At 67.3% G+C, this 20,936-nt stretch carries 21 protein-coding genes; 9 read left to right on the forward strand and 12 right to left on the reverse strand.

Annotated elements, in window-relative coordinates:
- Nucleotides 1-38 precede the first annotated feature (38 nt).
- Genes OOB33_RS16530 through OOB33_RS16555 form a run of 6 tightly spaced genes read left to right on the forward strand, consistent with a single transcriptional unit; the run spans nt 39 to nt 5,871 of the window.
- Nucleotides 39-1,739, forward strand: a complete 1,701-nt coding sequence (locus OOB33_RS16530; RefSeq protein WP_102766680.1) for a DUF2341 domain-containing protein — start codon at nt 39-41, stop codon at nt 1,737-1,739.
- 24 nt (nt 1,740-1,763) lie between these two features.
- Nucleotides 1,764-2,174, forward strand: a complete 411-nt coding sequence (locus tag OOB33_RS16535; RefSeq protein WP_102766681.1) for an ExbD/TolR family protein — start codon at nt 1,764-1,766, stop codon at nt 2,172-2,174.
- An 18-nt stretch (nt 2,175-2,192) separates the two neighbouring features.
- Nucleotides 2,193-2,594, forward strand: a complete 402-nt coding sequence (locus tag OOB33_RS16540; RefSeq protein ID WP_102766682.1) for an ExbD/TolR family protein — start codon at nt 2,193-2,195, stop codon at nt 2,592-2,594.
- 19 nt (nt 2,595-2,613) lie between these two features.
- The gene (locus OOB33_RS16545; protein WP_165794462.1) at nt 2,614-3,342 is read left to right on the forward strand and encodes a TonB C-terminal domain-containing protein; all 729 of its coding nucleotides are present in this window, start codon (nt 2,614-2,616) and stop codon (nt 3,340-3,342) included.
- A gap of 35 nt (nt 3,343-3,377) precedes the next feature.
- Nucleotides 3,378-5,126 (forward strand): putative porin, encoded by a 1,749-nt coding sequence (locus OOB33_RS16550; RefSeq protein WP_271009478.1) that lies wholly within the window; start codon nt 3,378-3,380, stop codon nt 5,124-5,126.
- 10 nt (nt 5,127-5,136) lie between these two features.
- Nucleotides 5,137-5,871, forward strand: coding sequence for a hypothetical protein (locus OOB33_RS16555; RefSeq protein ID WP_271009479.1), 735 nt, complete (start codon nt 5,137-5,139; stop codon nt 5,869-5,871).
- 17 nt (nt 5,872-5,888) lie between these two features.
- Here the strand turns inward: OOB33_RS16555 and OOB33_RS16560 are convergent, their stop codons facing one another.
- From OOB33_RS16560 to mltG, 7 genes are all read right to left on the reverse strand, one after another.
- Complete coding sequence (locus OOB33_RS16560; protein WP_102766686.1) at nt 5,889-6,128, reverse strand: hypothetical protein; 240 nt, start codon at nt 6,126-6,128, stop codon at nt 5,889-5,891.
- Nucleotides 6,129-6,379: 251 nt separating this feature from the next.
- The gene (locus OOB33_RS16565) at nt 6,380-7,033 is read right to left on the reverse strand and encodes an ankyrin repeat domain-containing protein (protein WP_243392849.1); all 654 of its coding nucleotides are present in this window, start codon (nt 7,031-7,033) and stop codon (nt 6,380-6,382) included.
- 15 nt (nt 7,034-7,048) lie between these two features.
- Complete coding sequence (locus OOB33_RS16570) at nt 7,049-7,828, reverse strand: TatD family hydrolase (protein WP_271009480.1); 780 nt, start codon at nt 7,826-7,828, stop codon at nt 7,049-7,051.
- Between the two features lie 67 nt (nt 7,829-7,895).
- Complete coding sequence (locus OOB33_RS16575; protein ID WP_243392697.1) at nt 7,896-8,330, reverse strand: PilZ domain-containing protein; 435 nt, start codon at nt 8,328-8,330, stop codon at nt 7,896-7,898.
- A gap of 41 nt (nt 8,331-8,371) precedes the next feature.
- Nucleotides 8,372-9,421: a DNA polymerase III subunit delta' gene (gene holB, locus OOB33_RS16580; RefSeq protein ID WP_333780344.1), complete on the reverse strand. Its 1,050-nt coding sequence runs from the start codon at nt 9,419-9,421 to the stop codon at nt 8,372-8,374.
- A gap of 5 nt (nt 9,422-9,426) precedes the next feature.
- Nucleotides 9,427-10,056 (reverse strand): dTMP kinase, encoded by a 630-nt coding sequence (gene tmk / locus OOB33_RS16585; RefSeq protein ID WP_271009482.1) that lies wholly within the window; start codon nt 10,054-10,056, stop codon nt 9,427-9,429.
- A 42-nt stretch (nt 10,057-10,098) separates the two neighbouring features.
- A complete protein-coding gene (gene mltG, locus OOB33_RS16590) occupies nt 10,099-11,136 on the reverse strand; it encodes an endolytic transglycosylase MltG (protein ID WP_271009483.1) in 1,038 nt (345 codons plus the stop codon).
- A 93-nt stretch (nt 11,137-11,229) separates the two neighbouring features.
- On the opposite strand from mltG, the gene ygfZ reads away from it, so the two are divergent.
- Together ygfZ and OOB33_RS16600 are read left to right on the forward strand one after the other, a co-directional pair.
- Nucleotides 11,230-12,165 (forward strand): CAF17-like 4Fe-4S cluster assembly/insertion protein YgfZ, encoded by a 936-nt coding sequence (gene ygfZ, locus OOB33_RS16595; RefSeq protein ID WP_271009484.1) that lies wholly within the window; start codon nt 11,230-11,232, stop codon nt 12,163-12,165.
- 8 nt (nt 12,166-12,173) lie between these two features.
- Nucleotides 12,174-12,464, forward strand: coding sequence for a DUF4936 family protein (locus OOB33_RS16600; protein WP_271009485.1), 291 nt, complete (start codon nt 12,174-12,176; stop codon nt 12,462-12,464).
- On the opposite strand, the gene OOB33_RS16605 is transcribed toward OOB33_RS16600, so the two are convergent.
- The 3 genes from OOB33_RS16605 to OOB33_RS16615 all read right to left on the reverse strand — a co-directional run bounded on the left by OOB33_RS16605 (nt 12,451) and on the right by OOB33_RS16615 (nt 15,094).
- Nucleotides 12,451-13,308 (reverse strand): YbgC/FadM family acyl-CoA thioesterase, encoded by an 858-nt coding sequence (locus OOB33_RS16605; protein WP_102766693.1) that lies wholly within the window; start codon nt 13,306-13,308, stop codon nt 12,451-12,453. The genes OOB33_RS16600 and OOB33_RS16605 overlap by 14 nt on opposite strands.
- Before the next feature lie 72 nt (nt 13,309-13,380).
- A complete protein-coding gene (locus tag OOB33_RS16610) occupies nt 13,381-14,298 on the reverse strand; it encodes an alpha/beta hydrolase (RefSeq protein ID WP_271010071.1) in 918 nt (305 codons plus the stop codon).
- A 94-nt stretch (nt 14,299-14,392) separates the two neighbouring features.
- On the reverse strand, nt 14,393-15,094 hold the full coding sequence (locus OOB33_RS16615; RefSeq protein WP_271009486.1) for a hypothetical protein: 702 nt from the start codon (nt 15,092-15,094) through the stop codon (nt 14,393-14,395).
- 284 nt (nt 15,095-15,378) lie between these two features.
- Here OOB33_RS16615 and OOB33_RS16620 point away from each other — a divergent pair, with 284 nt between their 5' ends.
- Nucleotides 15,379-16,527: an iron-containing alcohol dehydrogenase gene (locus OOB33_RS16620; RefSeq protein WP_271009487.1), complete on the forward strand. Its 1,149-nt coding sequence runs from the start codon at nt 15,379-15,381 to the stop codon at nt 16,525-16,527.
- Between the two features lie 412 nt (nt 16,528-16,939).
- On the opposite strand, the gene aceA is transcribed toward OOB33_RS16620, so the two are convergent.
- A complete protein-coding gene (aceA, locus tag OOB33_RS16625; protein WP_102769449.1) occupies nt 16,940-18,253 on the reverse strand; it encodes an isocitrate lyase in 1,314 nt (437 codons plus the stop codon).
- A 568-nt stretch (nt 18,254-18,821) separates the two neighbouring features.
- Nucleotides 18,822-20,876, reverse strand: a complete 2,055-nt coding sequence (locus tag OOB33_RS16630; protein WP_271009488.1) for a TonB-dependent receptor — start codon at nt 20,874-20,876, stop codon at nt 18,822-18,824.
- Between the last annotated feature and the right edge of the window lie 60 nt (nt 20,877-20,936).

Raw genomic sequence — 20,936 nt, forward strand, 5'->3', positions numbered from 1 at the left:
TGATCCTTTTGAGAGTTATGACACATCGGACCGAACGCATGAAAACCCATCTGATCCCCGCCCTGCTGCTGGCCCTGAGCGCGGCCCTGCCGGCCACCTCCGAGGCCTGGTGGAATGCCGAGTGGACGCAGCGCACCCGCATCACCCTCAACACCACGGACCAGGGCCTGGCCACGCAGGAGGCCGCCTCGGCAGTGCCTGTGGCCGTGCGCCTGCACTCGGGCAACTTCGACTTTGCCTCGGCCAAGGAAGACGGCTCGGACCTGCGTGTGCTGGCCGCCGACGACAAGACGCCGCTGAAGTTCAGCCTCGAGCGCTTTGACAGCGTCAACGAGCTGGCCGTGCTCTGGGTGCAGCTGCCCAGCGTGCTGCCGGGCAGCGACAAGAACCAGTTCTACGTCTACGCCGGCAACAGCAAGGTCGCCGCGGGCGAAGCCAGCCCCGCGGGCGGATTTGATGCTGCCCTGGTGTCGGCCTTTCATTTCAGCGACATCACCAAGCCCGGCGCCGATCACCTGGGCAGCCCGGGCCGCGAGGCTGGACTCGTGGTGGTGGAGCCCAACGGCCTGCTGGCTGCCAGCCTCAAGCTCGAGGGCCGTGCCGTGCAGCTGCCGGTGGCCGACAAGCCGCTGCTGGATGCCGCGCAGCTGAGCCTGAGCGTCTGGGTCAAGCTGGACGATGTGGCCTCGGCCAAGCTGCTGCAATGGGGCGGGCTGCAGATCGCGGTGCAGGCCGGCCAGCTGCGCGCCTCGGTAGGCGGCAGCGAGCTGCGCGGTGGCGAGCTGACGGTGGGCCGCTGGACCCAGCTGGGCCTGCGCGTGGGCGCGGGCAAGGCAGCCCTGCTGCTGGATGGTGCGGTGGTCGCGGATGCCGCGGCCTCCGCCCTGCCCAGCCTGGGCAGCACGCTGAGCCTGGGCGACGGCGCCCGCGGCCTGGCCGATGAGCTGCAAATCTCGGCCAGCGCGCGCAGCAATGCCTGGCTGGCCATCAGTGCCGGCGCGCAAGGTGCCCAAGGCAAGCTGCTCAGTGCCCAGCGCGAAGACGCCGCAGCAGCCGAGGGCGAGAGCCACGGCTATATGGGCATCCTGATCAAGAACCTGACCGCCGACGCCTGGGTCGTGATCGTGATCTGCGGCCTGATGCTGCTGATCGCGATCTGGATCTCGGTGGCCAAGGGCCTCCTGATGGGCCGCATCGATCAGGCGAATCGCGCCTTCCTCAAGCGTTTCCGCGACGCCACCGACAACCTGCTGCATCTGGAGCAAGGCGGCGCGCATGCCGAATCGCCCTTGTTCCGCCTCTACCAGGCCGGCGTGCGTGAGCTGGCCAAGCGCAAAGCCGGGCAGGACGGTGCGGCGCCGCTGAGCGGCGCGTCCATGGACGCAGTCAAGGCCTCGGTGGATGCCGACTATGTGCGCGAAAACGCGCGCCTGAACGGCGGCATGGTGATGCTGACCATCGCCATCTCGGGCGGCCCCTTCCTGGGCCTGCTGGGCACCGTGGTGGGCGTGATGATCACCTTCGCCGCGATTGCGCAGGCCGGCGACGTCAATGTGAACGCCATCGCTCCCGGCATCGCCTCGGCCTTGCTGGCCACGGTGGCGGGCCTGGGCGTGGCCATCCCCTCCCTGTTTTCCTACAACTACCTGGCCTCGCGCATCAAGAACACCAGTTCGGACATGCAGATCTTCATCGACGAGTTCATCACCCGCGCGGCCGAACTCTACGGTGCCCGCTGAAATCTGAGGTCAGGAGACTGAGCCATGGCCGCCGACGTCAAGAACGACAACCAGCCCTACGACGACATCAACATCACGCCGATGCTGGATCTGGCCTATGTGCTGCTGGTCACCTTCATCATCCTGACCACCGCCTCGGTACAGGGCGTGCGGGTCAACTCGCCGCAAACCCAGGCGGCCAACAATCTGGCCAAGCCGCAAACGCGCGCCATCACCATCACCGCCGATGGCGCCGTCTACCTGGATGCCTTCCCGGTCAGCATGGAGCAGCTCAGCAGCAGCCTGGCCCAGTACAAGAGCGCCAATCCGGCCTTGCCGGTGGTGCTCAAGGCCGACGCCGCAGCGCAGTACGAGCGGGTGATGGAGGTGCTGGAGATTGCCAAGAAGCTGGACATCACCGAGATCGGCCTCGTCACCAAACGCAGTGCAGGCTGAAGGCCTGGAGGGCTCGAAATGCAAGTCCAGAACGAAGTCAAACCCTACGACACCATCAACGTCACGCCCATGCTGGACCTGGCCTATGTGCTGCTGGTGGTGTTCATCCTGATGACCACCGCCTCGGTGCAAGGCCTGAACATCAGCATGCCCAAGCCCAGCAACAAGCCCAGCGTCGAGAAGCACGAGCTGGTGATCGTGCAGATCACGCCCGAGGGCCGGCTCCTGATGAACGGCGCCAGCGTCAGTGAAGACGAGCTGGAGCAAGGCCTGCTGCAGGCCAAGGCGCGCGACGCGCAGATGTCGGTGGCGATCAAGGGCGATGCGCGTTCGCAGTATGCGCATGTGGTCGCCGTGGTGGACCTGTGCAACAAGCTGCAGGTCAATATGGGCCTGGTCACGGCCCGCATCGGTAACTGAGGAAGAAGGGAACCCAGCCATGAGCGGACTCGCCGAAGACCATCTCGATGACAAGCCCGGCCGGGCCTGGCTGATTCGCGGCCTGATTGCCGCCGGCTTGATCGCCCTCGTGGGCGGAACGCTGGTGGTGGTCAAGACGCTGAAGAGCGACGACCACAAGCCGCAGCGCCAGGTGGCCAAGATCTCCATCCTGCCCAACACCCCGCCGCCGCCCCCGCCACCGCCCAAGGACGAGAAGAAGCCCGAGCCCCCCAAGGATGAAAGCAAGCAGGCGCCCCGCGAAGAGCCGCTCAAGCAGGCTGAGGCGCCCAAGGCCGCCAACGAGCCGCTGAAGATGGAAGGTGCTGCGGGCGACGGCCCGAGCGCCTTTGGTGCCGGCGCGGTCAGCAAGGACTATGCCGGCGGCGCGCCCAGCACCGGCGCCCCAGCGGCGGGTGCGGGCGGTACCCAGTCCGATCGGGCGCAGGAGCGCTTCTACGCCAACACGGCCCGCCAGCTGCTGCGCGACGAGATCGAGCGCCGACTCAAGTCCGAGGCCGAACAGCTGACCGCCACCTTCTCCATCTGGCTGGCCCAGGACGGCGCCATCCAGCGCTTCGAGCTGCAACCCAGCGGCGACAGCGCGGGCGATCTGGCCCTGCGCAGCGCCCTCGACGAAACCTCGCGCCAGTTCAAGCTGCCGCCGCCGCCGGCCACTGCGCTGGCCCAACCGATGCGATTCAAGCTCAGCGTGCGACCGCTCGCCTGAGCTTCCAACCCCAGATGTCTATCAGCAGCCCCACCATGCCTTCCTCCTCACTTCGTTTCTCCGGCCCCGCGGGCTTGAGCGCCAGCCTGCTGGCCGCCTTGCTGGCCCTGCCTGCGGCACAGGCCCAGACGGCGGCACCTGCGCTGGCTTCATCTGAAGCCCAGCAGCTGGCCCAGTTGCGGGCCACCACCCTGGCTTTGATCGACGCCCTGGTCAGCCAGGGTCTGCTGACCCGCGAACGCGCCGATGCGATCAAGCGTCAGGCCGAGCAGGCCGGCGCCCAGGCAGCCCACACAGCACCTGTCGCCACGAGCGCCGCCGCCAGCGCAGCGCCCGAGCCGGCCAAGGTCCTGCGCATCCCCTATGTGCCCGAGAGCACCCGGCTGCAGATGCGCGAGGAGATCAAGACCGAAGTGCTGGCCCAGGCCCGCAGGGAGCGCTGGGGCGAGCCCGATGCCCTGCCCGAATGGCTGGGCCGCGTGCGGGTCGGCGGCGATGTGCGCGCCCGCGCGCAGAAGGAGTACATGGCCGACAGCAATGTGCCGGCCGAGATCTTCCGGGCCCAGACCAGCTCGCCGGCCTGGGCGCCGGACCTGAGCAACACCACGCTGGACCGCCAGCGCATGACCCTGCGCGCCCGCCTGGAAGTCGACGCCAAGCTCAGCGACCAGGTGCAGACCGGCCTGCGCCTGAGCAGCGGCGGCAGCAGCAGCGGCCCCACCTCCACCTCGCAGACCCTGGGCAATCAGTTCAACCGTTATGCCCTGGGCCTGGACCGCGCCTGGCTGCGCTGGCAGCCCGAGTGGTTCCACAACAAGCTGGCCGCCGATTTCGGCCGCATGCCCAACCCCTTTTACAGCAGCGACCTGAGCTGGCCCGAGGACATGGCCTTCGACGGCGTGGCCGCCCAGCTCAAGCACAGCTTCGCGCCGCAGCGCTCGGTCTTTGCCAGCATGGGTGCCTTCCCGCTGGAAGAGTTCAGCGGCAGCACGCGCGACAAATGGCTGTTCGGCGGCCAGATCGGCGGCGATGTTTCGCTCGGCGGCGGGGCCCAGCTCAAGCTGGGTCTGGCGGCCTACGAGTTCCGCCACATCGAAGGCCAGCGTGAAAGCGAGCGGCCTCCCAGCGGCCCGCGTGCCGGCACGGGCGCCTATTTCAGTTCGCAGTACCCGAGCTCGCTGCGCCTCAAGGGCAACACCTTGATCAACCTGAACGACCCGACCAGCGTGGCCGCGCCGACCTGGGGCCTGGCCTCCAAGTTCCGCCCCATCAATCTCACGGCCGGCCTGACCCTGGAGAACTTCGCCTCCACCCGCCTGGCCCTGAGCATGGACTGGATCAAGAACACCGGCTTCAGCCTGTCTGACATCCAGGCCCGCGCCGGCGTCAGCCTCAGCGACTCGCGCGACAAGCCCAACAGCCTGCTGGCCAAGACCCAGGCCCTGCAGGCCAAGGCCCAGATCGGCCGTGCGGCCCTGGCCCGACGGGGTGACTGGCAGGCCTTTGCTGCCTTCCGTTTTGTCGAGCGCGATGCCTGGGTCGATGGCTTCACCGACACCACCTGGCACCTCGGCGGCACCAATTACAAGGGCTGGTCGCTGGGTGGCAGCTATGCCCTGGACACGCGCTTCTGGATGAATGCACGCTGGACCAGCACCCGCAATCTCGACGATGGTGTGCGCTATCTGGCCGTGCCCGGTGATGCAGCGTCGCTGAGCGGCAATCTGAGCAGTGCGCCGCTGCGCATCGATGTGTTCCAGCTCGACCTCAACGCCCGCTTCTGACCGCCCGATCATGCGCACACCGAATCACCCATTCAAGTCGGCCCCGGCTGCACGGCTGGTCGTGGCGGTCCTGGCCGGCCTGCTGATCTTCAGCCCCGGTGCACAAGCGCAGGACAGCAAGACCAGCAAGGAACGCGAGGCCTTGCGCCGCGCGCAATCCGCACTGCGCGCCGCGCAGGAACAGCAAAGCAGCCTGCAGGCCGATAAGGCCAAGGCCGAGGCTGCCGCCGGCGAGGCCAGCAAGGAATCAGCCGCCCTGCGCGGGCAGATCGGCGCTCATGCCGCCAAGCTGCGCGCCAAGGAGCAGGCGCTGAGCGCGGCCCAGGAAGAGCTGAACCAATTGCGCCAAGGCCTGGCCCAGGCCCGTGGCGAGCACGGCGCCGAGCAAGAACGCGCTCAGGCTTTGCAAACCCAGCTGATGGAAGCACGCCGGCTGGCGAGCGAGCGCGAGCAGGCCAATCTCGGCCTGGTGGCTTTGCTGGAGGGGCGCAGCCGCGCCTTGAGTGAGGCCGAGCTCAAGAACCGCCAGCTGCAGGAGCTGGGGCATGAGCTGGTGCGCCGATTCCTGGGCCGATCTCGCATCGATTCAGCCCTGCTGGGCGATCCGGTGCTGGGCTTGCAGGCGGTGCGGGCGGAAGATGAGGCGGAGAAATTTCGCGCCGAGCTGGCGCGCTTGGAGCTGCTGAGCGGCCGTCCGGCGGGTTCTCCTGCCGCGGCGGCACCCAGCGCTGCACCACAGCCCTGAGCCGGGCTGGGGCCGATTCAGCAGCTGCCGACCACGTCCAGGCCGTCGTCGCTTTCGTCGGCGGCCTCTTCGATCTGGCGGTCAAAGTCGGCCGAGGCGACCGCGCTCTTGGCGATCAGGGGCTTGTCCAGCGGGCGGTAGACGCGGCTGTGCAGGCGATTCAGGCGTTCGGAATGTTCCATGGCACGGACCACGCGCTCGGGGTCGATCAGCATGGCGAAGGGGCTGCTGAGGTTCAGGTGCTTGGCGTTGATCATGATGGGGCTCCGTCTCGGTTCGGACGCGCGAAGCGCTGGGGTGTCCGTGGGTTTGTGGCGTTGGGAGTCGCTGCGGGCCCCTCAGGGGCTTCGTTCGCGTCTCAGCATGGATGCCACTGTAGAAGCCCGAGCCTCGGCCTCACAGTCGGCTGCGCCCCAAAGTCCTTGTCAGACAAATTCCTAGGTGCTTGCTGCGAACACCGCGTCCCAGCGGCCTGAAAAACAGCAGAAAAACACGCCAGCCGGCGTCATCAAGGGGCTTTGGGCGCGATGCCCTGGATCGCCTTTTGCAAGGCGGCGACGAGCTTGCTGCGCTCGGCCGCACGCGCAAACTCCAGGGCCGAGAGCTCCTGGGCATTGCGCAAGCTGGGGTCAGCACCGGCGGCCAGCAAGGCCTCGGCCAGGTCCATGGCGCCGTAGCGCGAGGCCATCATCAACGGCGTACTGCCGTTCGGCGAACGGGCGTCCAGCAGGGCACCCTGGCTCAGCAGCCACAGGGCCACGCCCTTGTCCGGGCCGCTGCAGGCGTAGTGCAGCGGCGTCCAGCCCTCTTTGTTGATCTGGGCACCGCGGGCCACCAGCTTCTTGACCCAATCGAGCCGGCCCTTGATGGCGGCCAGCATCAGCGGCGTTTCGCCGGCGGCATTGGCACGGTTGACATCGGTGCCGGGGTGGCTCAGCAAGCTGTCCAAGGCGCGGCTGGAGCCCTCGCGCAAGGCCACTTCGAGAGCATTGCGGCCGCGGCCGTCGCTGGCATTGGGGTCCACACCGCGCACCAGCAGGGTCATGATCTCGCGGCCGTTGTCGAGTTCGGCGGCCAGGACCAGGTCATCGATTGGGGCGGCCTTGGCAAGCGAATGCAGTGCGGCCAGCAGCAGCACCCAGCCAGCCCAGCGCTTGACCATCTGCAGCACGCTCGCTCAGACCAGGCCGAACAAGCGGCGCGTGTTGGCCGAGGTCTGGGCCGCCAGCTCGGGGATGCTCATGCCTTTGACCGCCGCCAGCGCGGCCGCCACATGAGGCACATAGGCGGGGCTGTTGGTTCGGCCGCGGTAGGGCACGGGGGCGAGATAAGGGCTGTCGGTCTCGATCAGCAGGCGCTCGATCGGCAGGACCTTGGCCATATCGCGCAGGTCCTGCGCGTTCTTGAAACTCAGGATGCCCGAGAAGGAGATGTAGTAACCGCGCTCCACGGCGGCTTGCGCCACCTCGAGGCTTTCGGTGAAGCAGTGAAACACGCCGCCGGCCTGTTCACCGCCCTCCTCGTCCAGCACTCGCAAGGTGTCGGCCGCGCTGCTGCGGGTGTGGATCACCAGCGGCTTGCGCACCTGACGGGCGGCGCGGATATGGGTGCGGAATCGATCGCGCTGCCACTCCATGTCCTGCTCGATGCTGCGGCCGTTCAGGCGGTAGTAGTCCAGCCCGGTTTCACCGATGGCCACCACCTTGGGGGCCTGGGCGCCGGCCACCAGCTCGTCAACGCTGGGCTCGTGCACGTCTTCGTTGTCCGGGTGCACGCCCACCGTGGCCCAGAGCACCTGATGCTCGGCCGCCAGCGCCGCCACCTTGGGGAACTCTTCCATGGTGGTGCAAATACAGATGGCCTGCTCCACCTGGGCCACCGCCATCTCACCGAGGATCTCGGGCAGGCGGGCGTTCAGCTCAGGAAAGCTCAGGTGGCAGTGGGAATCGATGAACATGGGGAGGCGGAAAGTACAGCAGTAATGCAGCAGACACGCAAGGCAAACACGGGCCGGCGCCCGCCGCTCACATGGTTTGCGTGGGCTTGGCGGACGAGATCTGGGTGCCGAGGATTTCTTCGATGCGCAGCTTGATCAAGCGGCTTTTCTCATCGGCAGGAAAGCGCACACCGACGCCCTGCGTGCGCCCGCCCGGCGCATTGGCCGGCGTCAGCCAGGCGATCTTGCCGGCAACGGGATAACGCTGATTGTCCTCGGGCAGGGCCAGCAGAAGGTAGACGTCCTCACCGAGGCGGTACTCGCGCGTGGTCGGAACGAACAGGCCGCCGTCGAGGAACTGCGGCATATAGGCCGCATAGAGCGCGCCTTTCTCGCGGAACACCAGCTGGATCACGCTGGGGCGCGGGCCGGCGCTGGCCGCAGCCGGCGCGGCAGCACCAGCCGCAGCGCCCAACGAGGTGGTCAGGCCGCCCAGGGCGGGTTTGGCTGAGGAATTGTCCATGGCGCGAGTGTAGCGAAGGCCTGCCGCTGGAGATGGCAGGCTCAGCCGCGCCGCGCCGTGCCGCTGCGCGAGGCCGCCTGCAGCGCCTGCTGGCCCTGGGCAAACAGCGATTCCATCAACAGACCGGCATTGAGCGGATGCTCGGCATGGCGGGCGGCGCGGCGCAGCACCGCCTCCCACTCATGCAAAGGGCCGGTCAGCTTGGGGCTGGGCAGGGATTCGGCCGGGAAGTAGCTCGGTGCGGCGCCGTGGGCTCGTCGAAGCAGGTCGTGGCAGAGCCGCTGCAGCGCATCGATGGCACGCGGCTGTGACCAGTCCGCCAGGGCGGCGGCCTCACCGCGGGCCAGGCGCTGCGGCAGCTGGGTCCAAGCCTGGGCGCGCAGGCCGGCCTCGAACCAATCACGCGCCTCCTGGGGCCGGCCACCGGCGGCCGCCAGCAGCACCTCGGGCGACTCCACGCCTTGGGTCTTCAGCCATTGCAGGCAAGGGCCGGCTGGCGGCAGGGCTAGAGGCACCGGCTGACAGCGGCTGCGGATGGTGGGCAGCAGGCTTTCCGGCGCGCTGCTGGCCAGCACAAAGCGCAGGCTGCCGCTGGGTTCTTCCAGGGTCTTGAGCAAGGCATTGGCGGCCACGGTGTTGAGCGCTTCGGCCGGATACACCACCACCACCTTGGCGCGACCGCGCGAGCTGGTGCCCTGGGCGAAGGACAGCATCTGGCGCACCGCCTCAATCTTGATCTCGCGGCTGGGTTTGGTCTTGCTGGCCTTGGGCTCGCCGTCGCGCCCGGTCTCGGCCTCGCCGCCCCAGCCCAGCTGTTCGCGCAAGGCATCGGGCAGCAGCAGCATGAAGTCGGGGTGGGTGTGCGAATGCAGCAGCTTGCAGCTGGCGCAGTGGCCGCAGGCAAAGCCGCCCTCCAGCGGCGCCTCACACAGCCAGGCCTGGGCCAGCAGCAAGGCCAGATCGAGCTGGCCGACGCCGGCCGGCCCTTGCACCAGCAAAGCATGGGAGCGTGCCGTGGCCAGGGCCTGGCGCAGCGGCTCGGCCAGCCAGGGCAGCGGCTGGATCCCGGACTCTGCAGTGGCGTTCAACACTTCGCTCACCATCCCCGCGCCTCCAACAGCTGGTGGATCTGCGCGGCCACCTCAGGAACCGAGAGGCCGGCGTCGATGCGGGCAAAGCGCTGCGGCGCACTCGCGGCGCGGGCGGCATAGCCGGCGCGCACGCGGGTGAAGAACTCGAGGTCCTGCTGCTCGAAACGGTCGGCCTCGCGCGCGGCGGCGCGGCGCTGCGCAGCAATGGCCGGGTCCAGGTCGAACCACAGGGTCAGGTCAGGCTGGCGAGAGCCTTGCACCCATTGCTCCAGCGTGCCCAGCACGGCCAGATCCATGCCGCGGCCACCGCCCTGGTAGGCAAAGCTGGCATCGGTGAAGCGGTCGCAAAGTACGGTCTTGCCGGCGGCCAGGGCGGGTTCGATGACGCGCTGCAGGTGGTCGCGCCGGCCGGCGAAGACCAGCAGCGCCTCGGTCAGGCTGTCCATGCTGCGGTGCAGGATCAGCTCGCGCAGGCTCTCGGCCAGCTCGGTGCCACCGGGCTCGCGGGTGTGCACGACATCGGCGCCGCGCTGACGCAGGCGCTCGCCCAGGGCCTCGATATGGGTGGACTTGCCGGCGCCATCGATGCCTTCAAAGCTGATGAAACGGGCAGTGGTGGGGGCGACAGGGCTCACGGGCGGGAACTTCTCTTTCTCTCTCTCGGGGCGGCCTGGAGATCAGCGCCCGCGCTGGTATTTGTTGACCGCGCGATTATGCGCGGCCAGGTCTTCGCTGAATTCGCTGCTGCCGTCGCCGCGGGCCACAAAGTACAGCACCCGGCTGGGTGCCGGATGCAGGGCGGCTTGAAGCGACGCGACACCGGGCATGGCGATGGGCGTGGGCGGCAGGCCGCCGCGGGTGTAGGTGTTGAAGGGCGTGTCGGTCTGCAGATCGCGCTTGCGCAAATTGCCGTCGAATTTCTCACCCAGGCCGTAGATCACGGTGGGGTCGGTCTGCAGCGGCATGCCGATGCGCAGGCGGTTGATGAAGACCGCGGCCACCAGTTGCCGGTCGGCCGGCGCGCCGGTTTCCTTTTCGACGATGGAGGCCAGGATCAGGGCTTCTTCCGGCGATTTGAGCGGCAGGCCCTCGCTGCGGCCGGCCCAGGCGCTGTCCAGGCGGCGCTGCATGGCGGCATAGGCCCGCTTGAGCACGGTCAGGTCACTGACGCCGCGGCTGTAGGCGTAGGTGTCGGGGAAGAAGCGGCCTTCGGCGGCCTGGCCCGGCGCGCCCAGGGCGGCCATCAGCTCGGCCTCGGTCCAGCCGGCGGTCTGCTGCTTGAGCGAGGGTGCGCGGGCCAGGGCGGCGCGCAGCTGGCGCAGATTCCAGCCCTCGATCAGGCGCAACTGCTCCAGCACCTCGTCGCCACGCACCATCTTGGCCAGCAGCTCGCGCGGCGTGGCGCCCTGGTGGATTTCGTAGCTGCCGGCGCGGATCTGGCGAGCCTGACCGGACCAGCGGAACCACTGGTAGAGCAGGCGCGGGTCTTCGGCCACGCCGGCCTGCGCCCAGGCCTGGGCCACTTCGCGCGGCGAGCTGCCGGCCTCGATGGACAGCTCCACCGTCGGATTGCGCAGTTGCATGGGGGCTTGCAGCCACCACCAGGCCGCAGCGGCGGCGCCGCCGGCCAGCAGCAGGGTCAGCAGCAACAGGGCGACGATCCAGGTCAACAGGCCAGCACCGCGCCCTCGCCGGCCTCTGTACTTGGCACCCATGGCCTTGTTCCGCTTTGCGTTTGTTGTCTTGCTGCTCGCCATCAATGCCCTTGCCCGGCCGCTCTGATTCGGGCGCTGATGATAATCGGGGGCATGACGACCTTGCCTGAAACCACCCTCTCCCTGCCCGCTTCTGCCGCGCTGCGCCTGACCGACTGGGGCGTGATCCGCGCCCAAGGCGAAGACGCGGCCAAGTTTTTGCACAGCCAGCTGACCCAGGATTTCGCCCTGCTGGGCCCGGATCAGGCCCGTCTGGCCGGTTTTTGCTCAGCCAAGGGCCGCTTGCTGGCCACCCTGCTGGGCTGGTGCGAAGGCGAGCATGACGTGTTGCTGGCCCTGCCGGCCGCTCTGCTGCCGGCCATCCTCAAGCGCCTGTCCATGTTCGTGCTGCGCGCCAAATGCAAGCTCAGCGACGCCAGCGCCGAGTGGGCGATCTGGGGCGAGATCGCGCAGCCGCAGGACGGCGCGCGTTGGGCCCTGAGCCGCGAGGACGGCGAGGACGGCGAGGGCGCACGCATCCGCCTGCCAGATGTGGCCAGCCACAGCCGCTGGTTGCGCATCCAGCCTGCCGCTGCGGCAGCGCCAGCCCTGCCGACTTTGAACGCGCAGGACTGGGCCTGGCTGGAGGTGCAGGCTGGCCTGGCCTGGGTGCAGGCGGCCACGCAGGAGCAGTTCGTGCCGCAGATGCTCAACCTCGAGCTGCTCGACGGGGTGAACTTCAAGAAAGGCTGCTACCCCGGCCAGGAGGTGGTGGCGCGCAGCCAGTACCGCGGCACCCTCAAGCGCCGGACATTCTTGTACGAGCTGCAGGGCGCGGCGCAAGCCGGCCAGGAGATCTTTCACAGCGAAGACCCGGGTCAACCGGCCGGCCTGGTGGCCCTGGCCGCCGTGCGCGACGATGGCCGCAGCCTGATCCTGGCTGAAACCAAGATCGCCGCCCTGGAGAGCGGCAGCCTGCATCTGGGCGGCCCGGACGGCCCTCGCCTGCAGCCGCGCGCCCTGCCCTACGAGCTGAAGTCGTTGGAATGAGCGCGGCCATGCACATGCCCGCCACCGAAATCTTCGTCTATTACCGCCTGCGCGCCGCCGACGCATCCGCGGCCTTGGCGGCGTTCCAGGCCCTGCGTGCCGAACTGGCGGCCGAGGGCCATGCGGTCGAGGCACTGCGCGTGATGCAGCGCCAGGACAGCGACATCAGCCTGCCCACCTGGATGGAGATTTACGGCCCGGGGCTTGCCGACCCGCTCGCGCTGGAAGCGCGGGTGGCGGTGGTGATGGCGCCCTTTGTTCAGGGCCTGCGCCACCGCGAGCTGTTCACAGCGCTCTGACCATCTCCACATGGCCGATGCCGGCCTCCTCAAAGGCGGCGCCGCGCTGCACAAAGCCGGCGCGGGTGTAGAAGCCCGCGGCCGAGAGCTGGGCATGCAGCACCGCCTCACGTTCGCCGCGCTGGCGGCCGGCCTGCATCAAGGCCTCCAGCACCTCGCGGCCGATGCGGCTGCCGCGCATGCTGCGCAGCACGGCCATGCGGCCGATCTTGGCCACGCCCGGCACATGCTCGAGCAGGCGCCCGGTGGCCAGGGCCTGGCCGAAGCGGTTGAAGGCCACGGCGTGGACGCAGCTCTCGTCGGCGCTGTCCCATTCCATCTCGGCCGGGATCTTTTGTTCATCGACAAACACGGCCTGGCGGATGGCACCCGCCTCGGCGCCCAGCTCGGCCCAGCTGCCCACCCGCACCTCCACCACCGGCTCGCCGGCCTCGAAGCCCTCGATCAGGCTGCGCAGCTCGGCCGGCACCTCGCGCGGTGAGGCGCTGGCGCGATCGGCGAACACATAGATCAGCTCGCCATGCACCAGCAGCTCGGTGCCGCGGAACACGGCGCAGAGCATTTGCAGCGAGCTGTGGCCGATGCGCTCGCAGCGCACGCCGATGCGGAGCTGGTCGTCATAACGGGCCGATCCCAGGTACTCCAGCGTGGCCTTGCGCACGAACAGATCGCCGCCCAGCTGGTCCATGGTTTCCATGTAAGGCAAGGCCAGGCCGCGCCAGTAGCCGCCCACGGCCACATCAAAGTAGTTCTGGTAGTGGGCGTTGAAGACCACCTGCTGGGCATCGATCTCGCCCCAGCGCACGCGCAGCGGCTCGAAGAATCGGAAGTCTTGCAATTTCATGAGGTGAGCGAGGGGCTGTGGTGAATCAGTTGACGATGCGGACGCAGGCGGGGAGGCAGGCGCTGAGCGCCGTCAAGACTGGAGCGCCTCACGCAGGGCCAGGCCGCAGGCGTCCAGCGCGTTCAACGCTTCCGGGATCGTACGCCCCATCTTGATGAAATCATGGGTCACGCCGCGATAGAGCTCCAGCTGCACCTGACCGCCGTTGGCGCGCAGCAGATCGGCATAGGCAATGCCTTCATCCACCAGCGGGTCGCATTCGGCCAGCAGCACGCAGGCCGGAGCCAGATCGCTGTGGTCGGGCGCCTCCAGCGGCGCAAAGCGCCAGTCGCGCTTGTGCGCGTGGTCGATGTAGTGGTCGAAGAACCAGGCGATGGACGCGGCGTCGAGCAGAAAGCCGTTGGCAAACAGCTTGTGCGAGGCGGTGTCGGCATGGGCCGTGGTGCCCGGCGTGATCAGCAGCTGCAGGGCCAGAGGCAGGCCGATGTCGCGCGCATGCAGGGCGCAGACCGCGGCCAACGTGCCGCCGGCACTGTCGCCGCCCACGGCCAGGCGGCGGCCGTCCAGGCCCAGGCTGCCGGCGTTCTCCGCCAGCCAGCGCATCACCGCCCAGCAATCATCCACCGCAGCCGGGAAGCGATGTTCGGGCGCCAGCCGGTAGTTGAGCGAGAGCACGGCAGCGCCGCTGCGCAGGGCCAGTTGGCGGCACAGGCTGTCGTGGGTGTCGATGCTGCCGATGGTGAAGCCGCCGCCGTGCAGGTAGAGCAGCACCGGCAGACGTGCCTCTTCGGGCGTCTGCGGCGCGTACAAACGGGCGGCTAGCGGGCCCTCGGCACCGGGCACGTGAAGGTTTTCCACCCGCGCCACCGGCGCGCGCGGCAGGTCCAGGATCTCAGCGCCCATCAGGTAGGCGATGCGGGCCTGCTTGGGACTCAGGCTGTGAAAGGCCGGTCGCTTGGCGCGATGGATTCTCTCCAGCACGCCAGCCATGCGCGGCGTCAACAAGTGGGTGCGGCTCAACAAGGGCTCCAAGGGTTAACCCGGTATTTTCGCAGGCCCGGCGGCTTGTCCCGCTGGGCAGGGTTCAAAATTCCAGGCCGTACCAGCCAAACCCTGCCGTCCACAAGGTTTGCGAGCTGCCGCTCTGGCGGCTGGCGGTGAGGCTGAGGCCCAGCTTGTCCGGGCTCAGCCACCACAGGCCGCCCACCGTGCGCACCGTGGTCCCTAGCAAGGCGCGGCGGTCATTGGTCTGGATCTCAGCAAACAGCAGCGCGCGCGGATCGGGCACCCAGACACCGGCGAGATTGAGCACGGTGCCGGTCTGGCCGCTGGCCCGCTCTTTGTGCGGGCCGATGTTGAGGTGAACCGCCGCCTCCTCGCTTATCGCCAGCGTGGCCAGGCCCAGCGCACCGCTGGCACTGCGGCGCCAGCCGCTGCTCACCGGGCGCTCGAAGCTCAGGCCGGCCTTGAGGCCAAAGCTCAAGGAACCCCAGGCGGTCGGGACCTGCCAGCTCTTGGGCACCCACTTGACGGCGACGCTGGCCTCGCCCCGAATCTCATCGCGAGGTTGGGGGCGGCTGTAGTCGCCACCGATCTCCAAGCTGTCGGACAGGCCGCAGGCCGGGGCGAGCACCCAGGCCCGGCTGGATCCGGCTTTCTCGCCCCAGCCTTCGAGCTGACAACTGCCCACTGGCGCGGTGGCGGCGTCATCGCTGGACAGTGGGCGCCCGGCCTGGACGGTCATGGCGGCCGGCACAAGGCCGATCAAAGCCAGCCATCGGGCCATGCGAGAAACGTAGGGGCAGCGTGGCATGTAGTTACTCCCTGGGTGACACGAGGCGTCGCCACTTGAGCAGGCGCATCTCGGCTCAGAAAGAAAGCCGCGCTCAGACGCGAGCGACCGGCGCGCAATAACGGCTTTTCGGACGTCCCACAGTGAACTTTATGGGGTGCACCGCCGAAAGGCGCATCACTTTCTCACCTCTGTTGGCAAAAGGCCTTTGCCCATTGGCCTGCCTCGACGCACACTGGCGGACACGATCACCTGCAGCGCAGCCAGGGAGGCCCGCCATGCCATTGATCCAATATCTGACCCAGGTGCATTTGGAGTTCGGCGCCGCCGCGCTCTTGCCTCAGGAATGTCAACGTGTGGGCATGCTGCGCCCGCTGGTGATCAGCGACAGCGGAGTCCGCGCTGCCGGGGTGCTGACGCGGGCTCTGGCGGCGTGGGGCACCCATCCGCCGCCCGTGTTCGACCAGACACCCCCGAACCCCAATGAAGCGGCGGTGCGGCGCGCGGTGGAGCAGTACAAAAAGCACTATTGCGATGGCCTGATCGCCATTGGAGGCGGCTCACCGATGGACCTTGCCAAAGGCGTGGCCATTGCCGCCACCCATCCGGAGCCGCTCAAGGCTTTTGCCACCATCGAAGGCGGCAGCCTGTCCATCAGCAAGGCCACGGCGCCGGTGATCGCCGTGCCCACCACCGCCGGCACCGGCGGCGAGGTCGCGCGCGGCGCATTGATCACGGTGGAGGATGGCCGCAAGCTGGGCTTTCACAGCCAGGAACTGATGCCGCGAGCGGCCTTGTGCGACCCCGAGCTGACCCTGAGCCTGCCGCCGCGCCTGACGGCTGCCACCGGCATGGACGCGATCGCGCATTGCATGGAGACTTTCATGTCTGCCGCGGTCAACCCGCCGGCCGATGGCATCGCCCTCGATGGCTTGCGCCGCGGCTGGTCGCATCTGGAGCGCGCCACCCGCAACGGCCAGGACCGTGAAGCACGCTGGCAGATGATGAGCTGCAGCATGCAAGGCGGCATGGCTTTTCAGAAGGGCTTGGGCTGCGTGCACTCGCTCAGCCATGCCCTGGCCAGCGTGGACCCCGGCCTGCACCATGGCTGTCTGAACGCCCTGCTCTTGCCCGCCGTGATTCGCTTCAACGCCAGCGCTCCCAGCATGCAGGCCGAATGGCGTTTGCTGCGCATGGCCGAGGCCATGGGTCTGGGCCACTGCGACCCCGCCGGCCACACGCTGGCCGAGGCCGTGCTGGCCATGAACCAGCGCCTGGGCCTGCCGGCGGGCCTGGCCGAACTGGGCGTGGACCCGGGCATGTTCGAACGCGTCGTCACTGGTGCCCTGGCCGACCACTGCCACCGCAGCAACCCGCGCCTGGCTACGCGGGAGGACTATCTGGCCATGTTGGCGTCATCGTTGTGAGGCGGGTTTCGGCACGAAGCAGTCGCTCGGATTGGGCTGTTGACAAGGGGTGTCGGGCAAGTGCTTCCGCTCATGTCCCCCGGCCCGCGCTTCGCGCGGCCCTCCTCTTTAACTTCGCTTCAGCACTCACCCGACACCCCTTGTCAGTTCAACCGGTCGGCGTCTTCGTCGAAGGGGCAGGGCCTTGCTGGATCGGGACGGCTGGGTGCTCTGCGAAGTGAAGTAAAGGAGGAGACCCCAGCCGCAGGCTGGGGTCGGGGGACATGAACGGAGCAGAGCGCCCAGTCGGCTCGATCAACAAGCAACCCAAGGGCTGCTTCGTGCCGAGAACCGTCAGTCCAAGCAGCTGAAAACAAAAAGCCCGGTCTCCTCGTGGGAGCCGGGCCTGCCGTTCAGGGCGCGATCAGAGAGATCAGCCGTGCTTGGCTTCGAAGAACTGTTCGTCTTCGGTGGAACCCTTGAGCGCGGCGGTGGAGGCGTCGCGTTCGATGGTGGTGGTCACGGCGTCGAAATAGCCGGTGCCGACTTCGCGCTGGTGCTTGACGGCGGTGAAGCCCTTTTCAGCGGCGGCGAACTCGGCTTCCTGCAGTTCCACGAAAGCGCTCATATTGTTGCGAGCGTAGCCGTAGGCCAGGTTGAACATGCTGTAGTTCAGGCTGTGGAAGCCGGCCAGGGTGATGAACTGGTACTTGTAGCCCATGGCGCCGAGCTCGCGCTGGAACTTGGCGATGGTGGCGTCGTCCAGGTTCTTCTTCCAGTTGAAGGACGGCGAGCAGTTGTAGGCCAGCAGCTTGCCCGGGAACTTGGCGTGGATGGCGTCGGCGAAAGCCTTGGCGAAGGCCAGATCCGGCTTGCCAGTTTCGCACCAGATCATGTCGGCGTAAGGGGCGTAAGCCAGGCCCCGGCTGATGGCTTGGTCCAGGCCGTTGCGAGTGCGGAAGAAGCCTTCGACGGTGCGCTCGCCAGTGCAGAAGGGCTTGTCGTTGTCGTCGATGTCGCTGGTGACCAGATCGCCGGCTTCGGCATCGGTGCGGGCCAGCAGCACGGTGGGCGTGCCCATGACATCGGCTGCCAGGCGGGCGGCGACCAGCTTGGCCACGGCCTCACGGGTGGGCACCAGCACCTTGCCGCCCATATGGCCGCACTTCTTGGCCGCAGCCAGCTGGTCTTCGAAGTGCACGCCAGCGGCGCCGGCTTCGATCATGGCCTTCATCAGCTCAAAGGCATTCAGCACGCCGCCGAAACCGGCTTCAGCATCGGCCACGATGGGGGCGAAGTAGTCGCGGTAGTCCGGGTCACTGGGGTTCTTGCCTTCGCTCCACTGGATCTGGTCGGCGCGGGCAAAGGTGGCGTTGATCTTCTTGACGACCTTGGGCACGGAGTCGACCGAGTACAGCGACTGGTCGGGGTACATCTCGCCATTGCTGTTGGCGTCACCGGCGACCTGCCAGCCCGACAGGTAGATGGCCTTGAGGCCGGCCTTGACCTGCTGCATGGCCTGGTTGCCGGTCAGGGCGCCCAGGGAGTTGACGAAGGGCTCGGTGTTGACCAGGCCCCAGAGCTTCTCGGCGCCGCGCTTGGCCAGGGTGTGTTCGATCTGCAGCGAGCCGCGCAGGCGCACGACATCGGCGGCGGTGTAGCCGCGCTTGATGCCCTTCCAGCGCGGGTTCTCGGCCCAGTCTTTTTCGAGGGCGGCGATTTGCTGTTCACGGGTGGCGATGCTCATGGTGTGCTCCTGCAAGTGGGTGGTGCGATATCGAAACTTGGAAACCAAGGCCTGATCTGCTGGCACCGATTTCAGCGTCGGGACCGGCTGGGTTTGGCATCCAGGTCCTGCGGCTGAAGGGGCCGAACAAAGAAGAAGCTTTGTTGGGCTCAAGATTAGTCCTCCGAGCCGTCTTGCGGAACACTTATGTCTTATATAAGACTTAATTTTTTACTAATAAAAATCAATGACTTAAGTTTTGAATTTCTGATCGTGAAAAGCATTTCACCATCATGAGAAATTTTGCGGCGGCGCAGCATGTGCGAAGTTCACAATGTGAAAACATGTTTCCGCATCGTGCAAGACATGGCGAGACCAGGCCCAACGGGAGAAAGAAAGAACCGCAGGACTCCTCACGGAGAGCCTGCGGTGTCGATGAAGGCTTGCGCAGAAGCGGTGAGCAAAGGCGAAACGGCTTGAGCCGACTCAGCCGCGGCCAACCCATTCACCGTGTGGGCCCACACCGGCCTGCGCAGGCGAGGCCGCAGCGAGCCGATGAGCCGCGACTCGCACCGCCCCGCCCCTGCCCTTATTTGCCGAGCACGTGGTTGAACTCCAGCCAGAACTGGCGGCCATGCGGCAGGTAGTAGCCCACCGGGTAGTAGGGCCAGCCGCCGCTGTCATCCTTGCGCACGCTGTTGGCCAGGTTGTTGACGATCAGAGTGACGCTGCTGCTCTTGTTCAGCTCATAGCTGCTGCTGGCATTGAAGCTCCACTTCGGCGAGATCCAGCCCTTGCCGTCGCTGCTGACGATCTTGCCGTTGCGCAGGCCCGCCAGGGTGGTGTTGAAGGCGCCGTAACGCCAGTTCACGCTGGTGATGAGCTTGTTGGGCCAGTCGCTGAAGCTGCGGGTGCCGACCTGGTTGCTCGCCTCGTCACCTTCGAACTGAGCGTACTTGTAGCTCTGCACCTGGGTGTACTTGGCCGAGAAGACAAAGTTGCCGGCCGTGGCCGTCTTCAGGCTGTAGCGGCTGCTGATGTCGAAGCCGTAGGTGCTTTGCACCGCCGCATTGATCGGGTTGACCACGATCTCCTTGATCTCGCCCGGGCGCAGCACCGCGTCGGCCGGGTTGCGGCGCACGCGGGCAATCGCGTCCACGCAGGTCGGGCTGCTGATGTATTGCTTGCCGGTGCGGCAGTCGGCCTCGTCGCGCAGGATCTTGTCACTGCTGAGGTCGGTGACCAGATCGCTGATCGAGATCTTCCACAGGTCCAGCGAGGCATCGAACTCGCTGCTCGGCGACGAGACCAGGCCCAGACCCCAGGACTTGCCCTTCTCGCTCTTCAGATCCTTGGAGCCGTTCTTGACGTAGTTCGGCTGGATGCCTGCAAAGTCGCATTTGTCCAGCGCCTGGCCCGCCAATGCGCAGCGGTAATAGTCGTTGGCCGAGGCGAAATAGCCGCGGCTCTCGGCCGTGAAGATGTAGCTCATGTCCGGTGCGCGGAAGCTGGTCGCGTGCTGGGCGCGCACGAGCAGCTCCTTGCTGGGGCGGAACTCCAGACCGGCGTTGTAGGTGAAAGCGCTGGTGTCGCGACCGGCAAACTTGTAGCTGTCGTAGCGGCCCGCCAGCGTGCCCGTGAGTTCGCGGGTCAGGGGTGCGTTCAGCTCGGTGCCCAAAGCCCAGCGGGTGCGATCACCGCTGACACGGGCCACTTCGCTGGTGGCGTAGAACAGGCCTTGGCCCAGGCGCGGATCGGCCTTGTTCTCAAAGCCCTGGCTGCCCACCTCGGCCAGCACGGCGGCGCGTAGCGGGCCCGCGGGCAGCTGCAGCACTTCGCCGTTGGCGGTGGCGCTGGAGTTGCGGGTCCAGGCGCGGTCATCGGCCTGGTTGCTGGACGAGATGCTGGCGTACTCGGCCGGTGTCAGGGCCTTGAACAGGCGCGCGCTGTCGGGTTTGTAAATCGGCACGCCGTCGGCATTGACGCCCTGCTGGGCACCGAGGAAGAAACTGTCTACCGTGGCCAGCAGGCGCGGCCGGTTCAGCTTGCTCTTGTAGCCCGAGCTGTTCAAGCCCAGGTCATAGCTCCAGCTCGTGCCTTGCAGATCGCCACGCACGCCCAGCACGAGATTGTGGGCACGGTCTTTCCATTCGCGGTTGAAGGCCTCGGCGCCGCCGATTTCCTCCGGTGCAAAGCGCCGGCTCCAGGTTTCCAGTTTGCCGCTGTTGGCATTGACGAAGTAGCCGTTGCTGGCGCTCAGAGAGGTCCAGCTCGGGCCGCGGGTGTTGTTCTCGGTGCGGGTGAAACCGAGCAGGGCCTCGGCGTAGAACTCGGTGTGGGCGTTCAAGCCGTAGTTCAGCAGGCCGGCGAAGTTCTCGCTCTGGTTGCCGGTCTGGGTGGTCCAGAAGCTCGGCGAACCACGACCGCTGCCGCCGTAGGTGCCCGACTTGACCGTGAAGGACTTGACGGAGCCGTCGAACAGCCCGGCCGCGCCTTCGCAAGCGCCTGCGTCCGGCGTGATGTATTTGTTGCTCTTGGCATCCTTGCGGCCAAAGACCACGGTCGGCGCCGCGCCGGTCAAGGTGGTGTCGGCCATGAACTCACGCTGGCGGCTCCAGATCAGCTGGCGCTTGCTCAGCTCCACGGCATAGACCAGGCTCAGGGCGCCGGACTCCAGGCCGCCGGTCAGCTGCGCGCGAGCGTT

Source organism: Paucibacter sp. B51, assembly GCF_027863535.1.
Classification (GTDB): domain Bacteria; phylum Pseudomonadota; class Gammaproteobacteria; order Burkholderiales; family Burkholderiaceae_C; genus Paucibacter_A; species Paucibacter_A aquatilis.

Bases quoted from the DNA above. Each gene is read 5' to 3' on its own strand.
- OOB33_RS16530 (WP_102766680.1), top strand. From the start codon at position 39: ATGAAAACCCATCTGATCCCCGCCCTGCTGCTGGCCCTGAGCGCGGCC.
- OOB33_RS16535 (WP_102766681.1), top strand. From the start codon at position 1,764: ATGGCCGCCGACGTCAAGAACGACAACCAGCCCTACGACGACATCAAC.
- OOB33_RS16540 (WP_102766682.1), top strand. From the start codon at position 2,193: ATGCAAGTCCAGAACGAAGTCAAACCCTACGACACCATCAACGTCACG.
- OOB33_RS16545 (WP_165794462.1), top strand. From the start codon at position 2,614: ATGAGCGGACTCGCCGAAGACCATCTCGATGACAAGCCCGGCCGGGCC.
- OOB33_RS16550 (WP_271009478.1), top strand. From the start codon at position 3,378: ATGCCTTCCTCCTCACTTCGTTTCTCCGGCCCCGCGGGCTTGAGCGCC.
- OOB33_RS16555 (WP_271009479.1), top strand. From the start codon at position 5,137: ATGCGCACACCGAATCACCCATTCAAGTCGGCCCCGGCTGCACGGCTG.
- OOB33_RS16560 (WP_102766686.1), bottom strand. From the start codon at position 6,128: ATGATCAACGCCAAGCACCTGAACCTCAGCAGCCCCTTCGCCATGCTG.
- OOB33_RS16565 (WP_243392849.1), bottom strand. From the start codon at position 7,033: ATGGTCAAGCGCTGGGCTGGCTGGGTGCTGCTGCTGGCCGCACTGCAT.
- OOB33_RS16570 (WP_271009480.1), bottom strand. From the start codon at position 7,828: ATGTTCATCGATTCCCACTGCCACCTGAGCTTTCCTGAGCTGAACGCC.
- OOB33_RS16575 (WP_243392697.1), bottom strand. From the start codon at position 8,330: ATGGACAATTCCTCAGCCAAACCCGCCCTGGGCGGCCTGACCACCTCG.
- mltG (WP_271009483.1), bottom strand. From the start codon at position 11,136: ATGGGTGCCAAGTACAGAGGCCGGCGAGGGCGCGGTGCTGGCCTGTTG.
- ygfZ (WP_271009484.1), top strand. From the start codon at position 11,230: ATGACGACCTTGCCTGAAACCACCCTCTCCCTGCCCGCTTCTGCCGCG.
- OOB33_RS16600 (WP_271009485.1), top strand. From the start codon at position 12,174: ATGCACATGCCCGCCACCGAAATCTTCGTCTATTACCGCCTGCGCGCC.
- OOB33_RS16605 (WP_102766693.1), bottom strand. From the start codon at position 13,308: ATGAAATTGCAAGACTTCCGATTCTTCGAGCCGCTGCGCGTGCGCTGG.
- OOB33_RS16610 (WP_271010071.1), bottom strand. From the start codon at position 14,298: ATGGCTGGCGTGCTGGAGAGAATCCATCGCGCCAAGCGACCGGCCTTT.
- OOB33_RS16615 (WP_271009486.1), bottom strand. From the start codon at position 15,094: ATGGCCCGATGGCTGGCTTTGATCGGCCTTGTGCCGGCCGCCATGACC.
- OOB33_RS16620 (WP_271009487.1), top strand. From the start codon at position 15,379: ATGCCATTGATCCAATATCTGACCCAGGTGCATTTGGAGTTCGGCGCC.
- aceA (WP_102769449.1), bottom strand. From the start codon at position 18,253: ATGAGCATCGCCACCCGTGAACAGCAAATCGCCGCCCTCGAAAAAGAC.